This window comes from Mycolicibacterium canariasense, assembly GCF_002101555.1.
Taxonomy (GTDB): domain Bacteria; phylum Actinomycetota; class Actinomycetes; order Mycobacteriales; family Mycobacteriaceae; genus Mycobacterium; species Mycobacterium canariasense.
In genome coordinates this window covers 384,099-409,684 of record NZ_LQOL01000049.1, presented here as the reverse complement: position 1 = coordinate 409,684, position 25,586 = coordinate 384,099, and the positions used below count along the sequence as shown (strand labels likewise).

The window sequence follows — 25,586 nt, the reverse complement described above, 5'->3', positions numbered from 1 at the left end:
CATGCAGATCCTGGTCGCCGACCGCAATCTGGTACCGCATCGCGCCCGCTTGGAGGCCGCGCTGCCGGCCGGTGCCCGCGTCGCCTGGGGTGACGAGCGCGCGCTGCGCACCGCGGAGGTCTACGTCGGCGGCCGGTTCACCGCCGAAATGGCGGCCGTCGCCGAGAAGCTGCGACTCGTCCACGTGGCAGGAGCCGGTACCGACCGGGTCGACTTCACCGCTCTGGGTCCGGACGTCCAGGTGGCCAACACCTTCCATCACGAACGCTCGATCGCCGAGTACGTACTCGGTGCCGCGATCACCCTGCGCCGGGATTTCCTGGCGCAGGACCGCGCATTGCGGCGCGGGGTGTGGGCCACCTCGGTGTACGACGACACCATCACCCAACCGTCCACCGTGGCGGGCGCGCGGGTCGGCTTCGTCGGGTTCGGGCATATCGGCCGACGGTCGTGGGAGTTGTTGCGCGCGTTGGGCTGCACCGGTGCGGCCGTCACCGGGACGGGACGGGTGGACCCGGCGCACGGTCTGGCTTGGGCGGCCGACACCGCATCGGCCCTGGACCGGCTGATGGCCGAATCCGACGTGGTGGTGGTCTCGGCCCCACTGAGCGCCGCGACCACCGGCATGATCGGTGCCGCGCAGCTGGCGGCTCTGGGCGCCGACGGTGTGCTGATCAACGTCGGCCGCGGCCCGCTGGTCGACGAGCACGCCCTCTATGATGCGTTGCTGCACCGCAGCATTCGCGCCGCGGCCATCGACGTGTGGTACCGGTACCCGGCGCCGGGAACGGGCGGTTGTGCACCTGCCGGGCTGCCGTTCCACGAGCTGACCAACATCCTGATGACCCCGCACTCGTCGGGGGTCACCGCGGACACCTTCGCCGGCCGGGCCGACGATATCGCCGCCAACATCGGCCGCCTCGGCCGGGGCGAACAGCTGCGCAACGTGGTGGCTCAGAGCGCGTCGTAAATCAGGCGGAAGTACCGGTCGGTGCGCGCCGATCCTTCCACGCCCGGACCCATCTTGTTCATCACGTAGGCGACGGTCGCGCGGCGGTCGGGGTTCATGGTCTCCCACGACCCGCCCCAGCCGCCCCAGAAGCAGATCTTCTCGTCCGGCACGTAGGGAATCGTCTCCGGTTTGGGCAGCCCGAACCCCAGGCCCCAGCGCAGCGGGTGGCCGGCCAGCACCAGATCGGGCCCGTCGAGCTGCACCTCGAAGATCTTCTCGACGGTCTCGGGGCGCAGCAGGGTGACGCCGTCGACGGTACCGCCGAGCGAGATCGCCGACAGGATCCTGGCCAGGGCCCTGGCATTGGTGTGCCCGTTGACCGCGCCGATGTCGGCGGCCCGCCACGCCGCGGTGTTGGCGATGGCCGGATCGGGCGCCGGGCCGGTGAAGGTCTTCAGCATCGGCGCCGGCCACTGATCCATCGGCGGCAGGTCGAAAGGCTCGGTGGCCGGGATGATTTCGGCGATCCGGTCGGTATCGTCCGGGGAGGCGCCGATCTGGAAGTCGGCCCCGAGTGGGCCGGCGATCTCGTCGCGCACGAACTCCTTGAGCGGGCTGCCGGTGACCCTGCGCACCACCTCGCCGATCAGATGGCCGTAGGTCAGGGCGTGATAGCCCGACGCCGTGCCCGGCTCCCACCACGGTGCCTGCGCGGCCAGCGCGGCGGTGGATTTCGCCCGGTCCAGGATGTCCTCGGGTACGACCGGCTGCTCCCACCCCGAGACGCCCGAGGAATGGGTGAGCAGATGGCGGATCCGCACGTCCTGTTTGCCGTTGGCGGCGAACTCCGGCCAATGCTCGGCCACCCGGTCGTCGGCATCGATCAGCCCGCGGTCGATGAGCATCAGCGCGGCCAGGCTGGTGACCGTCTTGGTCGACGACCACACGTTGACGATGGTGTCCCGGGTCCACGGCGTCGTCCGGGCGGCATCGGCATGGCCCGCCCACACGTCCAGTACCAGCTCACCGTCGATGTCGACGGCGATGGCGGCGCCCACTTCGGCGCCGCTGCGTATCTCCTCGGCCAGGGCGTCGACGAGCTTGTCAAAGCGGTTGTCCCAATGTCCGTGCACGGTCATCGGGACATCATCCGCCCGATTCAGGCGCTGGCCTCCCAGATCTGGCGAACCTGTTGGCGCCCAAGGTCGGTCAAGTGGCCGTAGAGCCGCAGCCGGGCCATCCCGCCGTCCGGGTAGATGTCCAGCCGGGCCTCGGTGACCGGACGGTCGTCCTCGATCAGGAAGCGATGCCGGGTGTCGGCCTGCAGATCGGTGCGCGGCAGCACCTCGAACCAGTCGCCGTCACCGCTGCGCCCGGACAACCGGGCCCAGCCCGGCGCGTTACCGACGAAATAGCTGGTGTCCAGTTCCGCGGCAGCGAGCAGCCCCTGCCCGGCCAGCCGCACCTGCACCCAGTCGTTGCCGGCATCGCGGCGGCGCGACGTCTCCCAGCCCTCGCCCATGTGCCGCGGGGTTCCGGGTAGCAGCAGATTGTTCGGCGAACTGTAGAACATGTTGGAACACGCCGTGATCCGGCCGCCGTTCTCCAGCGCGGCCAGGTCCAGCGGCAGCGCGGCAGCGAAACCGGGATCGAGCACGCCCTGGCCGTGCACCCGCAACCGGGCGATACCGCCGTCGGGGTACATCGAGAGGCGCACATGCGTCCACCGCCGAGTCGACTTGACCGGGAACGGATTACGGGTGTCGCCGTTGACCGCGGCGCGCTCCACGATGGTGGTCCACTCGGTCTTGTGCACCAGCTCCTCGACGGAGGGATGACCCGCCACGTTGGCGGCCTCGACCGAGATGTGCGGCGGGTAGTTGCCGGTGAACCAGGCGGTGTCGACCACCACGCCGTGCACCAGGGCCGGCGCCCCGAGCCTGATGATGGCCGAATCGCAGGAATCCGGGGTGGCCCCGCGGCGCCTGCGCGTCTCCCAGCCGTCGTAGATCTGGCCCTTGTGACCGAAGGTGGCCGGCCGGTGTTCGGCCGGGGCCGGGGTGATCAGGTTCTCCTTCTCGGCGAACACCTCGTCGTTGGCCCAGAGCACGGCACCGCCCGCGGCGCGCGACGCCAGATCGGGGAAAGCCAGGAAGTGGGGAGGGGTAGCACTGCTCACCAGAAGAGCCTAATGCTCTTCGCGCAAGCGCCCATCGCGAGCCCGACTACCAGTTGTCGAACCCGCCCTCCGGCCCGAGCATCCGCTCCAACCGGGTCCGGTTGATCTTGGCGAGCTCGTTGCGCACCACCTTGCGCTCGGTCTCCACGTCGTGGTGCATGCGGTCGGCGATCGTGGTGAGCACGTCGGGCGCACACAGGCCCGCGACGTACATCACGTAGTCGAAGCCGAACTTGTCGGTGTAGCGCTGCTCGGCGGCCCGCAGCGCGGACCGCTCCGCGTCGTCACAGGGCCGCACCGAACAGGGGTAGGCCTGCAGGATCGCGTCGACCGACTGCTCGGACAGGCCGAACAGCAAGGCGTCGGCCCGGCGGAACAACGCGTCGTGGTTCGGGTAGGGCCGCCCGGCGACGAGATCCCCGGCCAGCGTCACACAGTGCACGCACTCGTACACGGCGTGCATGGCGCGCCGCTGCGGCATGGCATTGAACGCTTCGAGGCCGATCCCCTGATGCATCAACACGCCTCCATGATCGAAGGCGCAGGACACACCCGGGTTACCGCGTGTTACGACGGTGCAAACTCAGGCACCAGGGTTCAGTGCGCCTTGAACCGCTCGATCGAGCGCGCCAGCTCGGCCACCGCGGCATCCCGGCCCGCCCAGTCGGCGGCCTTGACGAACTTGCCCGGTTCCAGGTCCTTGTAGTGCACGAAGAAGTGCTTGATGGCCTCGAGCTCGAACGGCGGCACGTCGGCCAGGTCCTGGATGTGGTCCCAGCGCGGGTCACCGGCCGGCACGCACAGCAACTTGTCGTCGCCGCCGGCCTCGTCGGTCATCTGGAACATCGCGACGGGCCGGGCCTCGACGATGACGCCGGGGAACACCGACTCGGTCAGCAGCACCAGCGCATCCAGCGGATCGCCGTCCTCGCCGAGGGTGTTCTCGAAGAACCCGTAGTCGGCCGGGTAACCGAACGAGGTGTAGAGGTAGCGGTCCAGCTTGACCCGCCCGGTCTCGTGGTCCACCTCGTACTTGTTGCGCGATCCCTTGGGGATCTCGATGACGACGTCGAACTGCTCGCTCAAAGCTCCTCCATGGGGACGGATGACGGCGCGGGCGCCGCCATCGCGACGCGGGTCCACCCTAGAGGTAGCGATACCCTGCTCTATATGCGGCCCGCTCGGTGGCGCCGATCCACCCACCTGGTGATCGGCCTGGTGGTACTGGTACTCGTGGCCGTCGTCGTCGGCGTCGCCGCGCTGATGGCCTCCGGGGACACCGCCGCCCGCAACACCGACGCGATCCGGCCGCAACCGGCCCCGGCCACCGCCGCCCCCGGCGTCCAGGCGCTGGGCAACGACACCGACGAGCCGTCGGCGGCCGGGTTGGCCGCCGCCCTGGCCGGTCCGCTGGCCGATCCGAACCTGGGCACGCTCACCGGGCGGGTGACCGACGCCGGCACCGGAGCCGAGCTGTGGGCCCAGGGTGCAACCGTGCCGATGCTGCCCGCCTCGACCAACAAGGTGCTCACCACCGTGGCGGCACTGGCCACCCTGGACCGCGGCGCCACGCTGAGCACCACGGTGCTGGCCGGGTCCACGCCCGGTCTGGTGGTGCTGCACGGTGGCGGCGATCCGACCCTGTCGGCGGCTCCGGCCGGCAAGCCGACCTGGTACAAGGGCGCCGCCCGGATCAGTGATCTGGCCGATCAGGTCAAGCGCAGCGGCATCACGGTGACCGCCGTGCAGGTCGACCTGTCCGCATACAGCGGGCCCACCATGGCACCGGGCTGGGATCCGGCCGATATCGACGGCGGTGACATCGCGCCGATGGAGTCGGTGATGCTCGACGGCGGCCGCACCCAGCCGGTATCGGTCGATTCGCGGCGGTCGCCGACCCCCGGCCTGGACGCCGGCCGCGCGCTGGCCACCGCGCTCGGCGTGGATCCGGCCACCGTCACCGTCGCCTCGGCGCCGATCCCGGACGCCAGGCAGCTCGCCTCGGTGGCATCGCCGCCGCTGCTGGAGCGGCTGCGGCAGATGATGAACGAATCCGACAACGTGATGGCCGAATCGACCGGTCGTGAGGTCGCCGCGGCGCTGGGCCGCCCGCAGAGTTTCGACGGTGCCGTGCAGGCCGTGCTGACCCAACTGCGCAAGGTGGGTGTCGACACCACCGGCGCGGTGCTGGTGGATTCCAGTGGGCTGTCCGTGGACGACCGGCTGACCGCCGACACGCTGGACGGGGCGGTGGTCGCCGCGGTGAGCGGGGATCACCCCGCGCTGCGCCCGCTGGTCGACGTGCTGCCGATCGCCGGTGGTAGTGGCACGCTGTCCAACCGCTACCTGGACACCGACGCCGGTAAGGCCGCCGCGGGCTGGTTGCGCGCCAAGACCGGGTCGCTGACCGCGGTGAACACGCTGGCGGGCATCGTCACCGACGTGAGCGGGCGGGTACTGACCTTCGCGTTGATGTCCAACAACGCCGGCCCGACGGGGCGGACGTCGCTGGACGCGCTGGCCGCGGTGCTGCGGTCGTGCGGGTGCGGCGGATGAGCCCGGCCGCCCGGTTGACCGTCGGCGGCGCCGTCGACTGGGAGTTCGCCGCCACGGTCGGCGCCAAGCTGACCAGGCCCGCCCCGGCCACCACCGACTACACCCGCGACCAGGCCATTGCCCAGCTCTCCGAATTGTCAAGGCGCGCTGAGCTTCCGGTGCGCGAAGTGACCGGGCTGAACGAGGGTGCCGACATCGCCGAGGCCCGGGTGGTGGACCGCCCGGAGTGGGTACGCGCCGCCACCGGGTCGATGCGGGTGATGACCGGCGGCACCGGTGCCCCGGGCGGATTCCTGACGTCGAAGATCACCGGGGCGCAGACCGGCGCAGTGCTGGCATTCGTCTCCTCCGGCATCCTCGGCCAGTACGACCCGTTCGCATCCGGCGGGCAGGAGCGCAGCGACCCGGGGATCGACACAATGGCCGGGGGGCTGTTGCTCGTCTATCCGAATATCATTGCGGTGGAACGGCAATTGCGGGTCGACCCCACCGACTTCCGGTTGTGGGTATGCCTGCACGAGGTGACCCACCGGGTGCAGTTCCGGGCCAACCCGTGGCTGCCCGAGTACATGTCGTCCGCGTTGGCCACGCTCACCCAGGATGCCGGCGAGCAGGTCGGCGAAGTGGTCGGCCGCATCGCCGAGTACGTCAAGGAACAACGCAATGGCGAAGCCGCCGAACAGCATTCGGGCGGTGTGGTGGGCCTGCTACGCGCCCTGCAGGCCGAACCGCAACGGCAGGCGCTGGACCGGCTGCTGGTGCTGGGCACCCTGCTGGAGGGCCACGCCGAACATGTGATGGATGCCGTCGGGCCGGCGGTGGTGCCGTCGGTGGCCACCATCCGTCGCCGGTTCGACGACCGGCGGCACCGCAGACAACCCCCGCTGCAACGGATCATCCGGGCCCTGCTGGGCTTCGACGCCAAGATGAGCCAGTACACCAGGGGCAAGGTGTTCGTCGACGAGGTGGTGGGCCGGGTCGGCATGGCACGGTTCAACACCATCTGGACCAGTGCCGAGACTTTACCGCTGCCCACGGAAATCGAAGAGCCGCAACGGTGGATCGACCGGATGCTGTAACACGGCTGCGCACCGCCGTCGGTGCGTTCGCGGCCGCGCACGGTGGCCGACGGTGGTGCGTCGCGCTGTCCGGCGGCGCCGACTCGCTGGCGCTGACCGCGGTCGCGGCGACGGTGCGGCCCACCGTCGCACTGATCGTCGACCATGGCTTGCAGCCCGATTCGGCCGAGATCGCCGGCGCCGCGCACCGGCAGGCAATGGATCTGGGATGCGTTGCAGCACAAGTCATCACGGTCGATGTCGGCACCGAGGGTGGCCCCGAGGCGGCGGCCCGGACGGCACGCTACCGGGCGCTCGACGAGGCCCGCGCCGGACTGCCCGTGTTGCTGGGACACACGCTGGACGACCAGGCCGAAACCGTGTTGCTCGGCCTGGGGCGCGGTTCGGGGGCCCGGTCGATCGCGGGTATGCGTGACTACGACGCGCCCTGGGGCCGCCCGCTGCTGGCCGTGCGGCGCGCGGTCACCCGGGCGGCGTGCGCCGAACTGGGCCTGCGGCCTTGGGAAGACCCGCACAACACCGACCCGCGCTTCACCAGGGTCCGGCTGCGCACCGAGGTGCTGCCCCTGCTGGAGGAGGTGCTCGGGGGTGGCGTGGCCGACGCGTTGGCCCGCACCGCCGCGGCGCTGCGTGAGGATTCCGAGGCGCTCGACGCACTGGCCGCCCGGACCCTGGCCGAGGCGCGGCGCGGCGACGGCCTGGACGTCACCGCGCTGTCCGGCCTGCCCGCCGCGGTGCGCCGCCGGGTGATCAGGCGCTGGCTGCTCGACGGCGGCGCGCGTGATCTCACCAGCGCCCAGATCCACCGCGTCGACGCGTTGGTCACCGGGTGGCACGGGCAGGGCGGGGTGGCCGTCACGTCGGCACCCCGACGCGGCGCGCGGCCGGCCCGGCTGTTCGCCGCCCGCCGCGACGGGATGCTGACGATGTACACCGAACCGGTCTGATCCACGGCCGACATTGGAACCGGGCGCGTTCACGTGGCACGCTGTGGGCGTGCCTGCGCATTCCGCCGCCGAGTCGTATTCCGGTGACATCAAGTCGGTGCTGTACACCGAGGAGCAGATCCAGACGCGCACCGCCGAATTGGCGGCCAGCATCGCCGAGCACTACCGCGACCTCGTTGCCGGTGAGGACGACCTGCTGCTGGTCACGGTGCTCAAGGGCGCGGTGATGTTCGTCACCGACCTGGCCCGCGCCATCCCGCTGCCCACCCAACTGGAATTCATGGCGGTCAGTTCCTACGGGTCGTCCACCTCGTCATCGGGGGTGGTGCGGATCCTCAAGGATCTCGACCGCGACATCAACGACCGGCACGTGCTGATCGTCGAGGACATCGTCGACTCCGGGCTGACCTTGTCGTGGTTGCTGCGCAACCTGGCCACCCGGCGCCCGCGTTCGCTGCAGGTGTGCGCGCTGCTGCGCAAACCGGAGGCGGTGCGCGCGGACGTCGACATCTCGTTCATCGGCTTCGACATCCCCAACGAGTTCGTCGTCGGGTACGGCTTGGACTACGCCGAGCGCTACCGTGACCTGCCGTTCATCGGCACGCTGGAACCCAAGGTGTACGAGCACCCGTAACCGGCGCAGAATGCGGTGATGACCGAAACAGCCCTTCGGATCTGTCCGCTCTGCGAAGCCACCTGCGGTTTGGTGCTCACCATCGAGGCAGGCCGTGTCACCCATGCCCGCGGTGACGCCGACGACGTGTTCAGCGCCGGATTCATCTGCCCCAAAGGTGCCAGCCTGCCGGGCCTGGACAACGATCCGGACCGGTTGAGCCGCCCGCTGATCCGCCGCGACGGCGAACTGGTCGAGGCCACCTGGGCCGAGGCGTTCGAGGCGGCGGCCGCCGGGCTCGGCGAGGTGCTGGCCGCGCACGGCGGGACGTCGGTCGGGGTGTACCTGGGTAACCCGAACGCGCACACCGTCGCGGGAGCGCTGTACGCGCCCGTGATCGCCAAGGCGCTCGGCACCAAACAGGTGTTCTCTGCCAGCACGCTGGACCAGATGCCCAAACATGTCGCCCTCGGCTACCTGTTCGGCAGCCCCGTCGCCTTCACCGTGCCCGATATCGACCGCACCGACCACCTGGTGATCATCGGTGCCAACCCGATGGTGTCCAACGGCTCACTGGCCACCGCGGCCGACTTCCCCGGCAAGCTGCGCGCACTGCGCCGCCGCGGCGGCCGGCTCACCGTCATCGACCCGGCCCGCACCCGGACGGCCGCACTGGCCGACCGGCACATCGCGCCACGCCCCGGCACCGATGCCGCTTTGCTGTTCGCGGTGGTGCACGTGTTGTTCGACGAGGGGCTCACCGATCTGGGGGCGATAGCGGATCTGGTCGACGGCGTCGACGAGGTGCGCGCACTGGCCGCGGGATTCGCGCCGGAGGCGGTGGCCGAACACTGCGGGGTGTCCGCCACCGAGATCCGTGAGCTCGCCCGCGAGGTCGCCGCGGCGCCGTCCGCGGCGGTGTACGGCCGAATCGGAACCTCCACAGTCGAATTCGGCACGCTGGGCAGCTGGCTGGTCGACGTGGTCAACGTCCTGACCGGGAACCTGGACCGGCCCGGCGGGGCGATGTTCCCGCTCGGTGCGACCGCCCCGGCACCGAAGAAGCCCGGGCCAGGACGCGGATTCGTCACCGGACGCTGGCGCAGCCGGGTCTCCGGGCATCCCGAGGTGCTGTCCGAACTGCCCGCGGCGGCGCTGGCCGAGGAGATCGACACCCCCGGCGACGGCCGGCTCAAGGCGCTGATCACCATCGCCGGCAACCCGGTGCTGTCCGCGCCCGACGGCGCGCGGCTGGACCGCGCGCTGGCGGGCATCGGGTTCATGGTGTCGGTCGACCCGTACCTCAACGAGACCACCCGGCATGCCGACGTCATCCTGCCCCCGCCCCCACCGTCGGCCAGCCCGCATTTCGACTTCGCGCTGAACAACCTGGCGGTGCGCAACAACGTGCGCTACACCCCGCCGGTGCTGCCCGCCGCGGACGGCAGGCCCGACGAGGCCGAGATCCTGTCCCGGATCGCCCTGATCGTGTTCGGGGTCGGCCCGCACGGTGACCCCGGCCTGGTCGACGACCAGATCATCGCCGCGACGTTGGCCAAGGCCATCGCCAACCCGAACTCGCCCGTGCACGGCCGCCCCGCCGAGGAGCTCGCCGCGGCGCTGACCGGCACCCGGGGCTACGAGCGCCGGCTGGACATGATGCTGCGCCTCGGTCCCTACGGCGACGGTTTCGGGGCCGACCCGGACGGGCTCACGCTGGCCCGGCTACTGCAGGCGCCGCACGGTATCGACCTGGGTCCACTGAAACCCCGTCTGGCACAAGTGCTTTCGACTCCTTCGGGCAAGGTGGAGCTGGCGCCGGGCCCGCTGGTCGCCGACAGCGCCCGGCTGCGCGAGTCGATCGGCCGGACCGCCGAGGCGTATGTACTGATCGGCCGTAGGCATCTGCGGTCCAACAACAGCTGGATGCACAACGTGGCGACGCTGACCGGCGGGACCAACACGTGCACGCTGCAGGTGCACCCCGAGGATGCCGCCGAGCTGGGCCTGACCGACGCGGCCAAGGTGCGTGGGCCCGGGGGAGAGCTGATCGCCCCGGTCGAGCTGACCGCGGATATGCGCCGCGGCGTGGTGTCCCTGCCGCACGGCTGGGGTCACGACCGCGAGGGCACCCGGCTGGGTGTCGCCGCGGCGGAACCCGGGGTGAACGTCAATCAGCTCAACGACGGTGCCGCGCTGGACCCGCTGTCGGGAACCGCCGTGCTCAACGGCATCCCGGTCGACATCGCCCCGGCCGGTTAGGTCAGCTCCCAGACCACCGTCACCGAGAACCCGACGGTCTGCTGCCCGGGCTCCAGCGGCACCGCCTCGGCCATCGCCGCGCGCGGCATCGGCGTGGGCGGCGGCGGTGGGGTGCCACCGGCCGGCACCTCGGAGATCGAGATGACCTTGCCCAGCGCCAGCCCGGACAGCTGCGCGTACTGGTCGGCGCGGTCCTTGGCATCGTTGAAGGCGCGCGCCCTGGCGTCCTTCACCAGCTGCGAGTCGTCCTCGATCGAGTAATTGATCGAGTTGATCCTGGTGGCCTCACCGCCGGTATTGGCGATGAGCGACAACACGTTCGACGCGGTGTCGATCTTGCGGATCTTCACCTCGATGGAGTTGCTGGCCCGATAGCCCGAGATGGTGGAGCCGTCGATGTTGTACTGCGGCTGCAGCGACACCTGTGACGTGCTGATGTCCTTCTTCTCCACACCGGCCCCGCCCAGCGCGGTGATCACCGCCTGCTGGCGCTGGCTGGTCTGGTTCAGCGCCGCGGTGATATCGGGTGCGGTGGCCTCCATCGACGCCGATACCGTCAGCGTGTCGGGGGTGCCCTGCACCTTCCCACTGCCGATCACCGTCACCTGACGCGGCGCGTTCTCGCCCGCCTGCGGAGCGGGTTTCGAATCGCAGGCGGCGCTGCCGATGGCGAGAGCCGCGGCGATCGCGGTGAGACCGATCCGGACCTTTACACGTCGCGCGAGGGGCATGTTCGCACCCTAGCGGCTGAAAGCAACTGTCCAGGTGAGGATTGCGCCCGGGCTCAGCGCACGTCGGCGAGGAACTGCGCCAGTACGGCGTTGACCTCGGCGGGGCGTTCCTGCTGCAACCAGTGCCCGGCCCCGTCGAGCAGCACCTCCCGGTAGTGGCCGGCGACCACGTCGTGCACGCGGTGCCGCGGCGTGAAGCTCAGCACCGGGTCGGCGCTGCCGGCCAGGAACAGGGTGGGAACCGTGATGGTGCGGGCCGGGGTGGTTTCGGTCAGCTCCCAGTTGCGGTCGAAGTTGCGGTACCAGTTCAGCGGGCCGGTGAACCCGGTCCGCTCGAACGCCGCCACATACCGTTCGAACTCGTCGGCACCGATCCACTCCGGCAGCGGCGGCAGCGGATCGCCCGCGAGATCGGCCGCGGGCGCGGTGAACCCCTGCATCGCGAACATGCGCGTCATGGTGGCGCGGACATCGCGGGCCAGCTGTGCGTCGGCGACGCCCGGCTCCTGGAAATGCAGGATGTAGAAGAAGCCGTCGCCGACCAGCCTGCGCCAGATCCGGGTGGGCGGTTCCGTCGCCCGCGGTACGGGCGGCACACTCAGCGCGGCCACCGCCGTCACCCGCTCCGGGTACAACAGGGCGAAACTGCACACCACCGGTGACCCCCAGTCGTGGCCCACCATCACCGCCCGCTCGGCACCGACATCGTCGAGCAGGCCGGCCAGATCCCCGGTCAGCGCCACGATGTCGTAGTCCTCGACCGCCGGCGGGCACGACGACCCGCCGTAGCCACGCTGGTCGGGGGCGATGACGTGATAACCGGCGGCCGCCAGCGCCGGAATCTGATGCCGCCACGAGTACGCCAGCTCCGGGAATCCGTGGGCCAGCACCACCACCGGCGCACCCCGCTCGCCGGCCTCGGTGATCCGCAGCGTCACACCATTGGTCGCGACTGACCGCTCGGTCGGTGTCAGCACGCACCCACCCAAGCACACGGGCGGGGCAAAAGGTGAGTTTGATCCCACGGCGGGAACTGCCGATCGTTGGTCTAGCGGTAGCCTGAAAGTTCTCATACTGCGCACATTGGAAGGACCGGGTCGGCCACCGCGCCGGCGGAAGACATCGATGAACCGTAAAAACGTGATCCGCACAGTCACCGCGATCGCGGTCGTGCTGCTGCTGGGTTGGTCCTTCTTCTACTTCAGTGACGACACCCGCCAATATCACCCGGTGGACACCTCCGTGGCGGTCTCCCAGATCAACACGGACAACGTCAAGAGCGCCCAGATCGACGACCGGGAACAACAGCTGCGGCTGGAGTTGAAATCCGGCAACGGCGACACCGAGAACAACGACAAGATCATCACCAAGTACCCGACCGGGTACGGGGTCGACCTGTTCAACGCGCTGACGGCGAAGAACGTCAAGACCAACACCGTGGTCAACCAGGGCAGTGTGCTGGGCTCCCTGCTCATCTACCTGCTGCCGCTGCTGCTGCTGGTCGGCCTGTTCGTGATGTTCTCCCGCATGCAGACCGGCGGCCGGATGGGCTTCGGTTTCGGCAAGTCGAAGGCCAAACAGCTGGGCAAGGACATGCCCAAGACGACGTTCGCCGATGTCGCGGGCGCCGACGAGGCGGTCGAAGAGCTCTACGAGATCAAGGACTTCCTGCAGAATCCGAGCCGCTATCAGGCGCTCGGCGCCAAGATCCCGCGGGGCGTGCTGCTGTTCGGCCCGCCGGGCACCGGTAAGACCTTGCTGGCGCGTGCTGTGGCGGGTGAGGCCGGGGTTCCGTTCTTCACGATTTCGGGCTCGGATTTCGTCGAGATGTTCGTCGGCGTCGGCGCGTCCCGGGTCCGCGACCTGTTCGAGCAGGCCAAGCAGAACAGCCCGTGCATCATCTTCGTCGACGAGATCGACGCCGTCGGTCGGCAGCGTGGCGCCGGCATGGGCGGTGGCCACGACGAACGCGAGCAGACCCTCAACCAGCTGCTCGTCGAGATGGACGGCTTCGGTGACCGGCAGGGCGTCATCCTGATCGCCGCCACCAACCGGCCCGACATCCTGGACCCCGCGCTGCTGCGTCCCGGCCGATTCGACCGCCAGATCCCGGTCTCCAATCCCGACCTGGCCGGCCGGCGCGCCGTGCTGCGGGTCCATTCCGAGGGCAAGCCGATCGCCCCCGACGCCGACCTGGACGGCCTGGCCAAGCGCACCGTCGGGTTCTCCGGCGCCGACCTGGCCAACGTCATCAACGAGGCCGCACTGCTGACCGCCCGGGAGAACGGCACCATCATCACCGGACCGGCCCTGGAAGAGGCCGTCGACCGGGTGATCGGTGGACCGCGCCGCAAGGGCCGCATCATCAGCGAGCTGGAGAAGAAGATCACCGCCTACCACGAGGCCGGTCACACGCTGGCCGGCTGGGCGATGCCGCACCTGGATCCGGTGTACAAGGTCACCATCCTGGCCCGCGGCCGCACCGGCGGGCATGCGGTCGCCGTCCCCGAGGACGACAAGGGGCTGCAGACCCGGTCCGAGCTGATCGCCCGGCTGGTGATGGCCATCGGTGGCCGGGCCGCCGAGGAACTGATCTTCCGCGAGCCGACCACGGGTGCGGTATCCGATATCGAGAACGCCACCAAGGTGGCCCGGGCCATGGTCACCGAGCACGGCATGAGCCCGAAGCTGGGTGCGGTGCGCTACGGCACCGAACACGGCGACCCGTTCCTGGGCCGCACCATGGGCACCCAGGCCGATTTCGGTCACGAGGTGGCCCGCGATATCGACGACGAGGTGCGCAAGCTGATCGAGGCCGCCCACACCGAGGCGTGGGAGGTGCTCACCGAGTACCGCGACACCCTCGACGTGCTCGCCGGTGAGCTGCTGGAGAAGGAGACCCTGCACCGCCCCGACCTGGAGCGCATCCTCAAGGATGTGAAGAAGCGGCCGCGACTGACCATGTTCGACGACTTCGGTGGCCGTATCCCCTCGGACAAGCCGCCCATCAAGACGCCCGGCGAGATCGCCATGGAGCGTGGCGAACCGTGGCCGCCCCCGGTGCCCGAACCGGCGTTCAAGGCCGCGATGGCCAAGGCGAACGCGGCCGCCGAGGCCGCCGCAGGCCAGAACGGCAACGGTGTCGGTGGTCATGCCAATGGCAGCAACGGGACACCCAACGGTGCCCAGCCCGCACAGCCTGACTACGGCGCCCCGGCCGGTTGGCACGCCCCCGGCTGGCCGCCGCGCCAGCCCGGCGGGCAGCCGCCGCAGCAGGGTTACTGGTACCCCCCGCCGCAGCAGCCGGGGTATCCGCCGCACCAACAGCAGCCGTATCCGCCCTACCCGCCGGCCCACGGCGAGCCGGCGCCGGAGGAGCGCCGGTGACGGCCAGCCAGGCCAACGCGGCGCTGCGCGATTTCGATCAGCCGCGTGCCGAGGCCGCCGTGCGGGAACTGCTGCTCGCGGTCGGCGAGGACCCGGACCGGCACGGCCTGGTGGACACCCCGGCCCGGGTCGCCCGTGCCTACCGGGAGATTTTCGCCGGCCTGTACACCGATCCGGACGCGGTGCTCAACACCACCTTCGACGAACAGCACGACGAACTGGTGCTGGTGAAGGAAATCCCGATGTACTCCACCTGTGAGCACCACCTGGTGTCCTTCCACGGGGTGGCACACGTCGGGTACATCCCCGGTCTGGACGGCCGGGTGACCGGGCTGTCCAAGATCGCCCGACTGGTCGACCTGTACGCCAAGCGTCCGCAGGTGCAGGAGCGACTGACCGCGCAGATCGCCGATGCCCTGATGCGCAAGCTCGACCCGCGCGGGGCGATCGTCGTCATCGAGGCCGAGCACCTGTGCATGGCGATGCGCGGGGTGCGCAAGCCCGGCGCCGTGACCACGACATCGGCCGTGCGCGGACAGTTCAAGACGGACAAGGCGTCCCGGTCCGAGGCACTGGAACTGATCCTGCGGAAGTGACCGACAGCACGCTGCCTCCCGCCCCCGTGGTGATGGGCGTCGTCAACGTCACCGACGACTCCTTCTCCGACGGCGGACAGTTCCTGGATCGTGACCGCGCCGTGGCGCACGCCCTGCAGCTGGTTTCCGACGGGGCCGCGATCATCGACGTCGGTGGGGAGTCGACCCGGCCCGGAGCCACCCGGGTGGACGCTGCGGTGGAAACCGGCCGGGTGGTGCCGGTCGTCAAAGAGCTTGCCGCCCATGGCCTCACCCTCAGCATCGACACCATGCACGCCGCGGTCGCCGAGGCGGCGCTGGCGGCCGGCGCGCGGATCGTCAACGACGTGTCGGGCGGTCGGGCCGACCCGGCGATGGCCGGCGTGGTCGCCGAGGCCGGGGTGCCGTGGATCCTGATGCATTGGCGTTCGGTCGGCGCGGACCGCCCGCACGAGGTGCCCCCCTACACCGATGTGGTGACCGAGGTGCGCGAGGAACTGCTGCGCAGCGCGGATGCCGCGGTGTCGGCGGGGGTGTCCGCCGACAACCTCATCATCGATCCCGGCCTGGGCTTCGCCAAGACCGCCCAGCACAATTGGACGTTGCTGCGGGCACTACCGGAATTCGTCGGCACCGGCCTGCCGGTGCTGGTGGGTGCCTCCCGCAAGCGGTTCCTCGGCACGTTGCTGGCCGGCGCCGACGGCCGGCCGCGCCCGCCGGCGGGCCGGGAGACCGCGACCGCCGTGATCTCCGCGCTCGCCGCGCGGGACGGCGCATGGGGAGTGCGCGTGCACGACGTGCGGGCGTCGGTCGACGCGCTGGCAGTGGTGGAGGCTTGGCAGCATGGCTGATCGAATCGAGTTGCGCGGCTTGACCGTCCGCGGTCATCACGGGGTCTTCGAGCATGAGCGTCGCGACGGTCAGGACTTCGTCGTCGACCTGACGGTGTGGGTGGACCTGGCGGCGGCCGCCGCCAGCGACGAACTGGCCGACACCCTGGATTACGGCGCGCTGGCCCAGCGGGCCGCCGATATCGTCGCCGGTCCGCCGCGCAACCTGATCGAGACGGTGTCGGCCGAGATCGCCGACGACGTGATGACCGATCCCCGGGTGCATGCGGTCGAGGTCGTCGTGCACAAGCCCGGTGCGCCGATCCCGTTGACGTTCACCGATGTTGCGGTGGTGGCGCGGCGATCCCGACGCGGGATGCGGGAGCGATCATGACCCACGCCGTGCTGTCCATCGGTTCCAACCTGGGCGACCGGCTCGCCCACCTGCAGTCGGTGGTCGACGGCCTCGACGGCTGCGTGCGGGCGGTCTCGCCGGTCTATGAGACCGACGCCTGGGGTGGGGTGGAGCAGGGCCCCTTCCTCAACGCCGTCGTCATCGCCGAACATCCGGACCGCAGCCCGGCCGACTGGCTGCGGCTCGGCCAGGAGTTCGAGGATGCCGCCGGCCGGGTACGCGAAATCCATTGGGGACCAAGGACCCTGGATGTCGACATCGTCATCTGCCGGGACGGGTCCGAGCAGATCCGCAGTGACGACCCATGGCTGACACTGCCGCATCCGTACGCGCATCTGCGTGCCTTCGTGCTGATCCCATGGCTGGCCGCCGAACCCGACGCGCGGCTGTGGGTGGCCGGCGCCGAACAGCCGGTGCCCGCATTGCTCGCCGAACTGGACGCCAGGGAGCGTGCCGGTGTCCGGCCGACCGACCTGGTGCTGAGTCGCTGATGGGCCTGACCCGCAAACGCGATCTGGTGGTGGCCGCGGTGATCGCCGCCGTGGTGAGCTATCTGCTGGTGGTCGGGTTGTACAAATGGTTCCCGCCGATCACCTTGTTGACCGGGGTTTCGCTGTTCGCGGTGGCCGGCGTGGAAGCCGGCTGGGGACACTACGTGCGGGCAAAGATCCGCGACGGGCGCATCGGGGTGGGCGGCGGCAGGCTGCATCCGCTGGCGGTGGCCCGCTCGGTGGTCACCGCCAAGGCGTCCGCCTGGGTGGGCGCGCTGGTGTTCGGCTGGTGGGTGGGCGTTCTCGGCTATCTGCTGCCACGCCGGGGCGCGTTACGCGTCGCCGGTGAGGACACCCCGGGCGCGGTGGTGGCCGCACTGTGCGCGCTGGCCCTGGTGATCGCGGCCCTGTGGTTACAGCATTGCTGCAAGTCGCCCGACGAGCCGGAGGAGCCGCGGGGGGCGGCACCCGAGTAGCCGATGGGCGCCGAATCCCGCTCGAATCGCCGGAGCGGTCGACACGCGATGTGACCTGTGAACGGTACAGTCGGCCCATGACCGATCCGTCCCGCGGCATGCGTGTTCGGCGCGCGTCCCGCAGGCCGGGATGGATACTGCTGTCGGTGTTGCTGGTGCTGGCCATCGTGGCCAGTTCGGTGCTGGTGTTCACCAATCGGGTGGAACTGCTCAAACTCGCGGTGGTGCTGGCGTTGTGGGCGGCGGTGGTCGCCGCCTTCGTCTCGGTCATCTATCGCAGGCAGAGCGATGTCGACCAGGCCAAGGTGCGCGATCTCAAGCTGGTCTACGATCTCCAACTCGACCGCGAGATCTCGGCGCGGCGCGAATACGAACTCGCGGTGGAGGCGCAACTGCGCCGAGAGCTGACCGCGGAACTGCGCGCCCAGGCCGCCGACGAGATCGCGGCCCTGCGGGCCGAGCTGGCGGCGCTGCGCAACAATCTGGAGATCCTGTTCGACACCGACCTCGACCAGCGGCCCGCGCTGGAAACCGATCGCCCGGCCGGCCGTGTCATCGCCAGCCGCATCGACGAGGGGGAGCGGGCCGAGCCCTTCGTACCGTCGTTCACTCCGCCCCGGCCCGCCGCGGAGCCGCGCACCGAGGAAAGCCCCATCATCGACGTGCCCGCCGAACCGCCGGTACCGGAGCCGCCGTGGGCGCCGTGGCAGCCCGCCGGCGGAGCGCACCGCCGGGCCGGTGAAGCCGAGCAGCCGCCACCGTGGAGCGAGCCACCCCCGCAGCCCCAGCCGCCCGTCGCGCCGCCGGTCCGGGAATCGGTGTGGCAAGCCCCGCCGCCACCCCAGCCCGAACCCGAGCCGGCGCCGCCGCCGATGTGGACACCGCCGCCGGCCCAGCCGCGGGAGCCGGCCGCCGGTTGGCGGCCCGCGCCGGCGGAGGGCCACTTCATTCCGGCCGGCGCCCCCGGGAGCAACTGGGTGTCCGCCCCGGCCAACGGCACCCCGCCGGTGGCTCCGGTGCATCCCGAACCCGCCATGACCCCGCCGCCGGTGGAAACCCGGCGCGGGCGGCACTCCAGCACCGGCGAGCCCGAGGTGCCGCCGCGTTCGCGGCATGCCGCAGCGTCCGAAAGTCCGGCCCCGCCGACGCTGGCGACGCCGCCACTGCCGCAGGAACCCGTACGGCCGAGCGAAGCGACGGGGGACAGTGCGGGACGTCCGGCCCGGCACCGCGGCCCCGGAGAGCCCCAGCCCGCTCCCGAAACCCCGGAGGAAAGCGCAGGTCAGCACGCGGGTGGCCAACCCGTTTCGGAGCTGCTGTCGCGGTTGCAGGCCGGTCAGACCGGAGGTGGGCGGCGTCGCCGCCGCGAGGAGTGAGCTACGCTCTTGGCGACCGTCCGGTACCTGCAGGGCAGGACCGGAACGACCGAATCTCAAGAAATGTGCGAGGTCACTGCGATGGTGCAGTCCCCTTCGGCTTCGTGGTCTGCCAGCGGCGGGCCCGACGGCCTGCGCCCGGCCAGGTTGACGGTCGGCGTGGTGTCGGCCGGGCGGGTCGGGTCCGCGCTGGGGGTGGCGCTGGAGCGGGCCGGCCACGTGGTGGTGGCCTGTAGCGCGATCTCCCGGGCGTCCCGCGACCGCGCGGCCCGGCGGCTGCCGGACACCGCGGTCCTGCCGGTCCATGACGTCGCCGCCCGCGCCGAACTCCTGGTGCTCGCCGTCCCGGACTCCGAGTTGGGCGCACTGGTTTCCGGTCTGGCGGCGACCTCGGCGGTCCGGCCCGGCACGATCGTCGCGCACACCTCCGGCGCCAACGGCGTCGGTGTGCTGGCCCCGCTGACCGAGCAGGGTTGCATCCCGCTGGCCATCCACCCGGCGATGACCTTCACCGGATCGGATGAGGACATCAGCCGGTTGCCCGACACCTGTTTCGGTGTCACCGCCGCCGACGAGGTCGGCTACGCCATCGCCCAGGCCCTGGTGCTCGAGATCGGCGGTGAGCCGTTCCGGGTCCGCGAGGATGCCCGCACGCTGTATCACGCGGCCCTGGCGCACGCCAGCAATCATCTGGTCACCGTGGTGCTCGACTCGCTCGCCGCGCTGCGTCATGCCTTGCGCGGCAACGAATTGCTCGGCCAGGAACTGGTCGGCGACGCACCGGGCGGGCTGGCCGAACGGATCGTCGGCCCGCTGGCCCGAGCGTCGCTGGACAACGCGCTGCAGCGCGGGCAGTCCGCGCTCACCGGTCCGGTGGCGCGCGGTGACGCGGCCGCGGTGGCCGGTCATCTGCTCGCCCTTATCGAGTCCGATCCTGAACTGGCACAAGCCTATCGGGCAAATTCACTGCGTACCGCCCAGCGCGCGCACGCACCCAAGGAAGTGTTCGACGTGCTCGCACGAAAGGTGACGGATCAGCAGTGAACGCGACCAGACCGCCCAGCTTCACCGCCGGTGAGCTCAACGTCTACACCCGCCCGTCGGATGTCGCCGACCTGACGCGCGCGCTGCGGGCCACCGGCCGCCGGGTGACGCTGGTGCCGACCATGGGCGCCCTGCACGACGGGCATCTGAGCCTGGTGCGCACGGCCAAGCAGGTACCGGGTTCGGTGGTGGTGGTGTCGATCTTCGTCAACCCGTTGCAGTTCGGCGCCGGGGAAGACCTGGACGCCTACCCGCGCACCCTGGAGGCCGACCTGGCGGCGCTGCGCTCCGAAGGTGTCGACGTGGTGTTCACGCCGACCGTGGCGGACATGTACCCGCACGGGCCGCGGACCAGTGTGCACCCGGGTGCGCTCGGGTCCGAACTCGAAGGTGGCTCGCGGCCAACGCATTTCGCCGGAATGCTGACCGTCGTGCTGAAGTTGCTGCAGATCGTCCGGCCGGACCGGGCCTACTTCGGCGAGAAGGACTACCAGCAGTTGGTGCTGATCCGGCAGATGGCCGACGATTTCAACCTGGACACCCGCATCGTCGGGGTGCCCACGGTGCGGGAAGCCGACGGCCTTGCCATGTCCTCGCGCAACCGCTACCTCAGCGACAGCGACCGGGAACAGGCGAGCGCGCTGTCGGCGGCGCTGCTGGCCGGGATGTACGGCGCCGGCGAGGGCGTGCAGTCCGCACTGGACGCGGCGCGGGCGGTGCTCGACGAGGTGCCGGCCATCGAGGTCGATTACCTAGTGGTGCGCGACGCCTGGCTGGGCCCGGCCCCCGAGCAGGGCCGGGCGCGAATGCTGGTGGCGGCCAGACTCGGCGGCACCCGACTGCTGGACAACATCGCCATCGATATCGGCGTGCCATCCGGACTCGGCCCGGACGTCGAGTACGACGAGCATGAATTACCTTGGAGGAATTGATGTTACGCACCATGCTCAAATCGAAGATCCATCGCGCCACGGTGACGCAGGCCGACTTGCACTATGTCGGATCGGTGACCATCGACGCCGACCTGATGGACGCCGCCGACCTGCTCGAGGGTGAGCAGGTGACCATCGTCGACATCGAGAACGGCAACCGCTTGGTCACCTACGCCATCACCGGCGAACGGGGCAGCGGGATCATCGGGATCAACGGTGCGGCAGCGCACTTGGTGCATCCGGGTGACCTGGTCATCCTGATCGCGTACGGCACCATGGAGGACGCGCAGGCCCGCGAACACCAGCCGAGAATCGTCTTCGTGGACGCCGCCAACCGGCAGATCGACCTCGGGTCGGATCCCGCCTTCGTGCCGGCAGACGCGTCCGGCCTGATGTCGCCGCGCTGATGCTGCTCGCCATCGACGTCCGCAACACCCACACGGTGGTCGGACTGGTCTCCGGTTCCGGTGATCACGCCAAGGTGACCCAGAACTGGCGCATCCGAACCGAATCCGAGGTCACCGCCGACGAGTTGGCCCTCACCATCGACGGGCTGATCGGCGATGCCACCGAGCAGCTGACCGGGGCCACCGCCCTGTCCACGGTGCCGTCGGTGCTGCACGAGATCCGGCTGATGCTCGATCAGTACTGGCCGTCGGTGCCGCATGTGCTGATCGAACCGGGCGTGCGCACCGGCATCCCACTGCTCGTGGACAACCCGAAGGAAGTTGGCGCGGACCGAATCGTCAACTGCCTGTCCACCTTTCACAAGTACGGCTCGGCGGCCATCGTGGTCGATTTCGGATCGTCGATCTGTGTCGACGTGGTGTCGGCCAAGGGTGAATTCCTCGGCGGTGCCATCGCCCCCGGTGTGCAGGTGTCCTCCGATGCCGCCGCCGCGCGGTCGGCCGCGCTGCGCCGGGTGGAACTGACCCGGCCGCGCTCGGTGATCGGCAAGAACACCGTGGAGTGCATGCAGGCCGGGGCGGTGTTCGGGTTCGCCGGCCTGGTGGACGGCCTCGTCAGCCGGATCCGTTCGGATGTGGACGGTTTCGCGGGCAGTGACGTGGCCGTCGTGGCGACCGGGCATTCGGCCCCGTTGGTGCTGCCGGATCTGCGCACCGTCGAACACTACGAACCGAACCTGACGTTGGACGGTTTACGGCTGGTGTACGAACGCAACCGGGACAACCAGCGGCTGCGCCGCTCCAACTAGAAGGCCGCCCCAACTAGAAGAACGTCCGCACCAGGTCAACCACCCGGTCCGCGTCGTCGAGCACCGGGATCAGCTGCCATTTGTCGAATGTCGTGCAGGGGTGCGAAATCCCGAATCCGAGCCGGTCGCCGACCGTGACGGTGTGTCCGGCGGTCTCCAGGTAGGCGTGCTGGTCGTTGAGTTTGGTCACCGTGGCCCCCGGCAGGCTCAGCGGGACGGGCAGGCCGGCGTCGAAGGAGACGTCGCGCCGGCCCATGCCGACCAGCGCCAGGCCCGGTTCGGGGTGGGACAACACCGGGGCCCACACCTGCATGGCGGGACGCATCGGCAGGGGCGAGGTTGCCGCGTACAAGCCGTGGTCATGGGTCAGATAACAGCCGCTGCGCAGGATCACCCGCTGCGCCGCGCCGGCCAACTCGTCGGCGACCACGTCCGGGTAGCTGCTGCCGCCGGCGGTGACGATCACCTCGTCGGTCCCGAACAGCGGGGCCAGCCGGGTCACCGCCGCACGCATCTCGGCCAGATAGGACCGCACCCGGGCGGTCGCCCCGTCGCTGCGCTCGCCGCCCAGAGCGGCCTCGTAGCCGGCCACCCCGACCAGGCGCAACCGCGGCGATGCCGCGGCCGCCCTGGCCACCTCGTCCACCTCGGCCGCGGTCCGAGCGCCGGTCCGGCCGCCCGGCATGCCCACCTCGACGCACACGTCCAGCGCACGCGTGGCCCCGGCGAGCGCATCGGTCATCAGCTGCACCCCGCGCACCGAGTCCACCCAGCACACCGCGCCGAAACCGGGGTCGGTGTCCAGCTCGCGGGCCAGCCAGGCCAATCCGGCCGGTTCGACGAGTTCGTTGGCCAGCACGACGGCGTCCACCCCGAACGCCCGGTACACCCGCGCCTGCGCGATGGTGGCCACCGTGACGGCGCACGCACCGGCGGCGGACTGCCTGGCGAACAGCTGCGGCGACATGTGGGTCTTGCCGTGCGGCGCCAGCAGCACGCCCCGGTCCCGGCACCACGTGGCCATGGCGGCGAGGTTGTGGGCGAGCGCGGCCGCCCGCAGCACGCACACCGGACCGGTCGGACCCGCTTCGAAGAGCACCGGCGCGGCGGCCAGGATCTCGGCCACCGTGGCGTCCTGCCAGTCCGGCGGGACGCCCTTGAAACGCCAGTCCAGGCGCTCACCGGCAAGGGCGGCGAAGGCAGCGTGCGGCGGCGGGTTCACGTGTTCATTTAAGCTGGCACGTCGTGAGTTCTTCTGATGCTTCCGCCCGGCCCGCCGCGAACTCGGCCGACTCCGACGACATTCCGGAGCAGTACCGCATTCGTCAGGCCAAGCGGGAGCGCCTGCTCGCCGAGGGGCGCGATCCGTACCCGGTGCAGGTGGCCCGCACCCACTCGCTGGCCGAGCTGCGCGCGGCCTACCCGGACCTGGAGGTCGACACCCAGACCGGCGATATCGTCGGGGTGGCCGCGCGGGTGGTCTTCGCCCGCAACTCGGGCAAGCTGTGTTTCGCCACGCTGCAGGACGGTGACGGCACCCAGCTGCAGGCGATGATCAGCCTGGCCGAGGTCGGGCAGGAATCGTTGGACGCCTGGAAGGCCGACGTCGATCTCGGCGACATCGTCTTCGTGCACGGCCAGGTGATCAGTTCACGGCGCGGTGAATTGTCTGTGCTTGCCGATTCCTGGCAAATCGTTTCCAAGGCGCTGCGACCGCTGCCGGTGGCGCACAAGGAGATGAGCGAGGAGAGCCGGGTCCGGCAGCGCTACGTCGACCTGATCGTCCGGCCGGAGGCGCGGACCATTGCCCGGCAGCGCATCGCGGTGGTGCGGGCGGTCCGTTCCGCGTTGGAGCGCCGGGGTTTCCTCGAGGTCGAGACGCCGATGTTGCAGACGCTGCCCGGCGGTGCGGCGGCCCGGCCTTTCGTCACCCACTCGAATGCCCTCGATGCCGATCTGTACCTGCGCATCGCCCCGGAGTTGTTCCTCAAGCGGTGTCTGGTCGGCGGTTTCGAGAAGGTCTTCGAGTTGAATCGCAACTTTCGGAACGAGGGCGCGGATTCCACCCATTCGCCCGAATTCGCGATGCTGGAGACATATCAGGCTTATGGCACCTACGACGATTCGGCCCGGGTCACCCGCGAAATTGTTCAGGAGGTAGCCGACGAGGCGATCGGCACGAGGCAGGTGCCGCTGCCGGATGGCACTACGTACGACCTGGACGGTGAATGGCCGTCGCTGCAAATGTACCCGTCGCTGTCGGAGGCGCTGGGGGAGGAGATCACGCCGGAAACCGGTGTCGGGACCTTGCGCGCAATTGCCGATCGGCTCGGGCTGGAGATACCGACGGATCGCGGCTACGGACACGGGAAACTGGTCGAGGAACTGTGGGAGCACACCGTCGGCGAGCAGCTGTGGGCGCCCACCTTCGTGCGGGATTTCCCGGTCGAGACGACCCCGCTGACCCGCGCTCACCGCAGCATTCCCGGTGTCACGGAGAAATGGGACCTGTATGTCCGTAAATTCGAATTGGCCACGGGTTATTCCGAACTCATCGACCCGGTGATCCAGCGCGCGCGGTTCGAAGACCAGGCCCGGGCGGCGGCCGCCGGTGATGACGAGGCAATGCGTCTGGATGAGGACTTTCTCGCCGCACTGGAGTATGCGATGCCGCCCACAACGGGCACCGGAATGGGTATTGACCGGCTGTTGATGGCATTGACGGGGCTGTCGATTCGGGAGACCGTTTTGTTCCCCATTGTGCGTAGGCACGGTAACTGATTGTGCGTAGGCACGGTAACTGAATCCCGGCCCTGCCGGCGTTGTTGAATGAATTCCGATCGTATGCAAATATTGGTTTGGGGTTCGGGGCACAACCGAGGCGGCCACAGAAGGGTCAGTGTGAGCTAATGGCGAAGAAAGTAACCGTCACGTTGGTCGACGATTTCGACGGCGAAGCGGCCGCGGATGAGACCGTTGAATTCGCTCTCGACGGCGTGAGCTACGAGATCGATCTTTCTTCGAAGAACGCGGCGAAGCTTCGTAACGACCTCAAGCAGTGGGTGGAGGCCGGCCGGCGCGTCGGCGGTCGGCGTCGTGGCCGTTCGGCCGGGTCGGGCCGGGGTCGCGCCGCGATCGACCGGGAACAGAGTGCCGCCATCCGGGAGTGGGCACGCCGTAACGGCCACAATGTGTCGACCCGCGGCCGCATTCCCGCCGAAGTCATCGACGCATTCCACGCGGCAACCTAATCGGTCGTTGCCAGGGCGGTTCGCGGGCCGAACCGCGCCCGGTCGTCCCGGCGCCGTCCGCGCGCCGAAGCTCTTTCGCTACCGGCGAACCGAAATCGGTATCGCGCGGGAAACGCTGGGTACTCCCTGCGCGTTACAGATGTGCACCACGGATGTGAGTCGCCGGCATTCTGCCCAAGCGCAACCAAGGCAACGCACCCGTCGGCACCGCCCATTAGAGTGGACGGCAGGCGCCATGTGTCGAGCAGCGCAAGCCGCGCCCCTCGTAGATAAG

At 69.9% G+C, this 25,586-nt stretch carries 26 protein-coding genes; 19 read left to right on the top strand and 7 right to left on the bottom strand.

Features of this window, described 5'->3' with window-relative positions:
- The first annotated feature begins 1 nt into the window (after window position 1).
- A complete protein-coding gene (locus AWB94_RS14720; RefSeq protein WP_062655986.1) occupies window positions 2–970 on the top strand; it encodes a 2-hydroxyacid dehydrogenase in 969 nt (322 codons plus the stop codon).
- Here the strand turns inward: AWB94_RS14720 and AWB94_RS14715 are convergent.
- The 4 genes from AWB94_RS14715 to AWB94_RS14700 form a co-directional block, all read right to left on the bottom strand.
- Complete coding sequence (locus tag AWB94_RS14715) at window positions 955–2,091, bottom strand: serine hydrolase domain-containing protein (protein WP_062655985.1); 1,137 nt, start codon at window positions 2,089–2,091, stop codon at window positions 955–957. The two genes, AWB94_RS14720 and AWB94_RS14715, sit on opposite strands and share 16 nt — an antisense overlap.
- A 20-nt stretch (window positions 2,092–2,111) precedes the next feature.
- Window positions 2,112–3,131 carry an allantoicase gene (gene alc / locus AWB94_RS14710; protein WP_234811740.1) on the bottom strand — a complete coding sequence of 340 codons (1,020 nt, stop codon included), beginning with the start codon at window positions 3,129–3,131 and terminating at the stop codon, window positions 2,112–2,114.
- Window positions 3,132–3,177: 46 nt separating this feature from the next.
- Window positions 3,178–3,654, bottom strand: a complete 477-nt coding sequence (locus AWB94_RS14705) for a 2-oxo-4-hydroxy-4-carboxy-5-ureidoimidazoline decarboxylase (RefSeq protein WP_409365963.1) — start codon at window positions 3,652–3,654, stop codon at window positions 3,178–3,180.
- Window positions 3,655–3,728: 74 nt separating this feature from the next.
- On the bottom strand, window positions 3,729–4,217 hold the full coding sequence (locus tag AWB94_RS14700) for an inorganic diphosphatase (protein ID WP_062655983.1): 489 nt from the start codon (window positions 4,215–4,217) through the stop codon (window positions 3,729–3,731).
- An 84-nt stretch (window positions 4,218–4,301) separates the two neighbouring features.
- Between AWB94_RS14700 and dacB the strand changes: the two genes are divergently transcribed.
- From dacB to AWB94_RS14675, 5 genes are read left to right on the top strand one after another with little or no spacing between them, the layout of a single operon-like run.
- The gene (dacB, locus tag AWB94_RS14695; protein WP_062655982.1) at window positions 4,302–5,687 is read left to right on the top strand and encodes a D-alanyl-D-alanine carboxypeptidase/D-alanyl-D-alanine endopeptidase; all 1,386 of its coding nucleotides are present in this window, start codon (window positions 4,302–4,304) and stop codon (window positions 5,685–5,687) included.
- A complete protein-coding gene (locus tag AWB94_RS14690; protein WP_062656157.1) occupies window positions 5,684–6,766 on the top strand; it encodes an Rv3626c family coenzyme F420 biosynthesis-associated protein in 1,083 nt (360 codons plus the stop codon). The genes dacB and AWB94_RS14690 overlap by 4 nt, the downstream gene beginning before the upstream one ends.
- On the top strand, window positions 6,745–7,713 hold the full coding sequence (gene tilS / locus AWB94_RS14685; protein WP_062655981.1) for a tRNA lysidine(34) synthetase TilS: 969 nt from the start codon (window positions 6,745–6,747) through the stop codon (window positions 7,711–7,713). Before AWB94_RS14690 ends, tilS begins: the two co-directional genes overlap by 22 nt.
- Before the next feature lie 43 nt (window positions 7,714–7,756).
- A complete protein-coding gene (gene hpt / locus AWB94_RS14680) occupies window positions 7,757–8,347 on the top strand; it encodes a hypoxanthine phosphoribosyltransferase (RefSeq protein ID WP_201029519.1) in 591 nt (196 codons plus the stop codon).
- A gap of 18 nt (window positions 8,348–8,365) precedes the next feature.
- On the top strand, window positions 8,366–10,588 hold the full coding sequence (locus AWB94_RS14675) for a molybdopterin-dependent oxidoreductase (protein WP_062655979.1): 2,223 nt from the start codon (window positions 8,366–8,368) through the stop codon (window positions 10,586–10,588).
- On the opposite strand, the gene AWB94_RS14670 is transcribed toward AWB94_RS14675, so the two are convergent.
- The gene (locus AWB94_RS14670) at window positions 10,585–11,319 is read right to left on the bottom strand and encodes an SIMPL domain-containing protein (protein ID WP_062655978.1); all 735 of its coding nucleotides are present in this window, start codon (window positions 11,317–11,319) and stop codon (window positions 10,585–10,587) included. The genes AWB94_RS14675 and AWB94_RS14670 overlap by 4 nt on opposite strands.
- A 53-nt stretch (window positions 11,320–11,372) precedes the next feature.
- A complete protein-coding gene (locus tag AWB94_RS14665) occupies window positions 11,373–12,296 on the bottom strand; it encodes an alpha/beta fold hydrolase (protein WP_062655977.1) in 924 nt (307 codons plus the stop codon).
- 148 nt (window positions 12,297–12,444) lie between these two features.
- On the opposite strand from AWB94_RS14665, the gene ftsH reads away from it, so the two are divergent.
- The 11 genes from ftsH to AWB94_RS14610 all read left to right on the top strand — a co-directional run bounded on the left by ftsH (window position 12,445) and on the right by AWB94_RS14610 (window position 22,061).
- Window positions 12,445–14,706 (top strand): ATP-dependent zinc metalloprotease FtsH, encoded by a 2,262-nt coding sequence (gene ftsH / locus AWB94_RS14660; RefSeq protein WP_062655976.1) that lies wholly within the window; start codon window positions 12,445–12,447, stop codon window positions 14,704–14,706.
- Window positions 14,703–15,302: a GTP cyclohydrolase I FolE gene (folE, locus tag AWB94_RS14655; protein ID WP_062655975.1), complete on the top strand. Its 600-nt coding sequence runs from the start codon at window positions 14,703–14,705 to the stop codon at window positions 15,300–15,302. Before ftsH ends, folE begins: the two co-directional genes overlap by 4 nt.
- Window positions 15,303–15,334: 32 nt before the next feature.
- Complete coding sequence (gene folP, locus AWB94_RS14650; protein ID WP_062656156.1) at window positions 15,335–16,132, top strand: dihydropteroate synthase; 798 nt, start codon at window positions 15,335–15,337, stop codon at window positions 16,130–16,132.
- Entirely contained in the window at window positions 16,125–16,505 is a 381-nt protein-coding gene (folB, locus tag AWB94_RS14645; RefSeq protein WP_062655974.1) for a dihydroneopterin aldolase, read from the top strand. Before folP ends, folB begins: the two co-directional genes overlap by 8 nt.
- Window positions 16,502–17,017 (top strand): 2-amino-4-hydroxy-6-hydroxymethyldihydropteridine diphosphokinase, encoded by a 516-nt coding sequence (gene folK / locus AWB94_RS14640; protein WP_062655973.1) that lies wholly within the window; start codon window positions 16,502–16,504, stop codon window positions 17,015–17,017. Before folB ends, folK begins: the two co-directional genes overlap by 4 nt.
- Window positions 17,017–17,493 (top strand): DUF3180 domain-containing protein, encoded by a 477-nt coding sequence (locus tag AWB94_RS14635; protein ID WP_062655972.1) that lies wholly within the window; start codon window positions 17,017–17,019, stop codon window positions 17,491–17,493. The genes folK and AWB94_RS14635 overlap by 1 nt, the downstream gene beginning before the upstream one ends.
- A 77-nt stretch (window positions 17,494–17,570) precedes the next feature.
- Window positions 17,571–18,869: a DUF6779 domain-containing protein gene (locus AWB94_RS14630; RefSeq protein ID WP_201029518.1), complete on the top strand. Its 1,299-nt coding sequence runs from the start codon at window positions 17,571–17,573 to the stop codon at window positions 18,867–18,869.
- Between the two features lie 81 nt (window positions 18,870–18,950).
- Window positions 18,951–19,913 carry a Rossmann-like and DUF2520 domain-containing protein gene (locus AWB94_RS14625; protein WP_062656155.1) on the top strand — a complete coding sequence of 321 codons (963 nt, stop codon included), beginning with the start codon at window positions 18,951–18,953 and terminating at the stop codon, window positions 19,911–19,913.
- The gene (gene panC / locus AWB94_RS14620) at window positions 19,910–20,845 is read left to right on the top strand and encodes a pantoate--beta-alanine ligase (protein WP_062655970.1); all 936 of its coding nucleotides are present in this window, start codon (window positions 19,910–19,912) and stop codon (window positions 20,843–20,845) included. The genes AWB94_RS14625 and panC overlap by 4 nt, the downstream gene beginning before the upstream one ends.
- Window positions 20,845–21,252: an aspartate 1-decarboxylase gene (gene panD / locus AWB94_RS14615; protein ID WP_062655969.1), complete on the top strand. Its 408-nt coding sequence runs from the start codon at window positions 20,845–20,847 to the stop codon at window positions 21,250–21,252. The genes panC and panD overlap by 1 nt, the downstream gene beginning before the upstream one ends.
- On the top strand, window positions 21,252–22,061 hold the full coding sequence (locus AWB94_RS14610; protein WP_062655968.1) for a type III pantothenate kinase: 810 nt from the start codon (window positions 21,252–21,254) through the stop codon (window positions 22,059–22,061). The genes panD and AWB94_RS14610 overlap by 1 nt, the downstream gene beginning before the upstream one ends.
- Before the next feature lie 13 nt (window positions 22,062–22,074).
- Here the strand turns inward: AWB94_RS14610 and AWB94_RS14605 are convergent, their stop codons facing one another.
- Window positions 22,075–23,283: an alanine racemase gene (locus AWB94_RS14605; RefSeq protein WP_062655967.1), complete on the bottom strand. Its 1,209-nt coding sequence runs from the start codon at window positions 23,281–23,283 to the stop codon at window positions 22,075–22,077.
- Between the two features lie 23 nt (window positions 23,284–23,306).
- Here AWB94_RS14605 and lysS point away from each other — a divergent pair, with 23 nt between their 5' ends.
- Complete coding sequence (lysS, locus tag AWB94_RS14600; protein ID WP_062655966.1) at window positions 23,307–24,842, top strand: lysine--tRNA ligase; 1,536 nt, start codon at window positions 23,307–23,309, stop codon at window positions 24,840–24,842.
- Between the two features lie 128 nt (window positions 24,843–24,970).
- Window positions 24,971–25,312, top strand: a complete 342-nt coding sequence (gene lsr2 / locus AWB94_RS14595) for a histone-like nucleoid-structuring protein Lsr2 (protein ID WP_024455717.1) — start codon at window positions 24,971–24,973, stop codon at window positions 25,310–25,312.
- Window positions 25,313–25,586: the final 274 nt, after the last annotated feature.

What these genes read in the sequence shown, in the direction of transcription:
- AWB94_RS14670 (WP_062655978.1), bottom strand. Translation starts at nt 11,319, where the DNA reads ATGCCCCTCGCGCGACGTGTAAAGGTCCGGATCGGTCTCACCGCGATC.
- AWB94_RS14690 (WP_062656157.1), top strand. Translation starts at nt 5,684, where the DNA reads ATGAGCCCGGCCGCCCGGTTGACCGTCGGCGGCGCCGTCGACTGGGAG.
- folB (WP_062655974.1), top strand. Translation starts at nt 16,125, where the DNA reads ATGGCTGATCGAATCGAGTTGCGCGGCTTGACCGTCCGCGGTCATCAC.
- folK (WP_062655973.1), top strand. Translation starts at nt 16,502, where the DNA reads ATGACCCACGCCGTGCTGTCCATCGGTTCCAACCTGGGCGACCGGCTC.
- folP (WP_062656156.1), top strand. Translation starts at nt 15,335, where the DNA reads ATGGGCGTCGTCAACGTCACCGACGACTCCTTCTCCGACGGCGGACAG.
- panD (WP_062655969.1), top strand. Translation starts at nt 20,845, where the DNA reads ATGTTACGCACCATGCTCAAATCGAAGATCCATCGCGCCACGGTGACG.
- AWB94_RS14675 (WP_062655979.1), top strand. Translation starts at nt 8,366, where the DNA reads ATGACCGAAACAGCCCTTCGGATCTGTCCGCTCTGCGAAGCCACCTGC.
- AWB94_RS14610 (WP_062655968.1), top strand. Translation starts at nt 21,252, where the DNA reads ATGCTGCTCGCCATCGACGTCCGCAACACCCACACGGTGGTCGGACTG.
- dacB (WP_062655982.1), top strand. Translation starts at nt 4,302, where the DNA reads ATGCGGCCCGCTCGGTGGCGCCGATCCACCCACCTGGTGATCGGCCTG.
- AWB94_RS14625 (WP_062656155.1), top strand. Translation starts at nt 18,951, where the DNA reads ATGGTGCAGTCCCCTTCGGCTTCGTGGTCTGCCAGCGGCGGGCCCGAC.
- AWB94_RS14715 (WP_062655985.1), bottom strand. Translation starts at nt 2,091, where the DNA reads ATGACCGTGCACGGACATTGGGACAACCGCTTTGACAAGCTCGTCGAC.
- AWB94_RS14630 (WP_201029518.1), top strand. Translation starts at nt 17,571, where the DNA reads ATGACCGATCCGTCCCGCGGCATGCGTGTTCGGCGCGCGTCCCGCAGG.
- ftsH (WP_062655976.1), top strand. Translation starts at nt 12,445, where the DNA reads ATGAACCGTAAAAACGTGATCCGCACAGTCACCGCGATCGCGGTCGTG.
- AWB94_RS14635 (WP_062655972.1), top strand. Translation starts at nt 17,017, where the DNA reads ATGGGCCTGACCCGCAAACGCGATCTGGTGGTGGCCGCGGTGATCGCC.
- AWB94_RS14720 (WP_062655986.1), top strand. Translation starts at nt 2, where the DNA reads ATGCAGATCCTGGTCGCCGACCGCAATCTGGTACCGCATCGCGCCCGC.
- lsr2 (WP_024455717.1), top strand. Translation starts at nt 24,971, where the DNA reads ATGGCGAAGAAAGTAACCGTCACGTTGGTCGACGATTTCGACGGCGAA.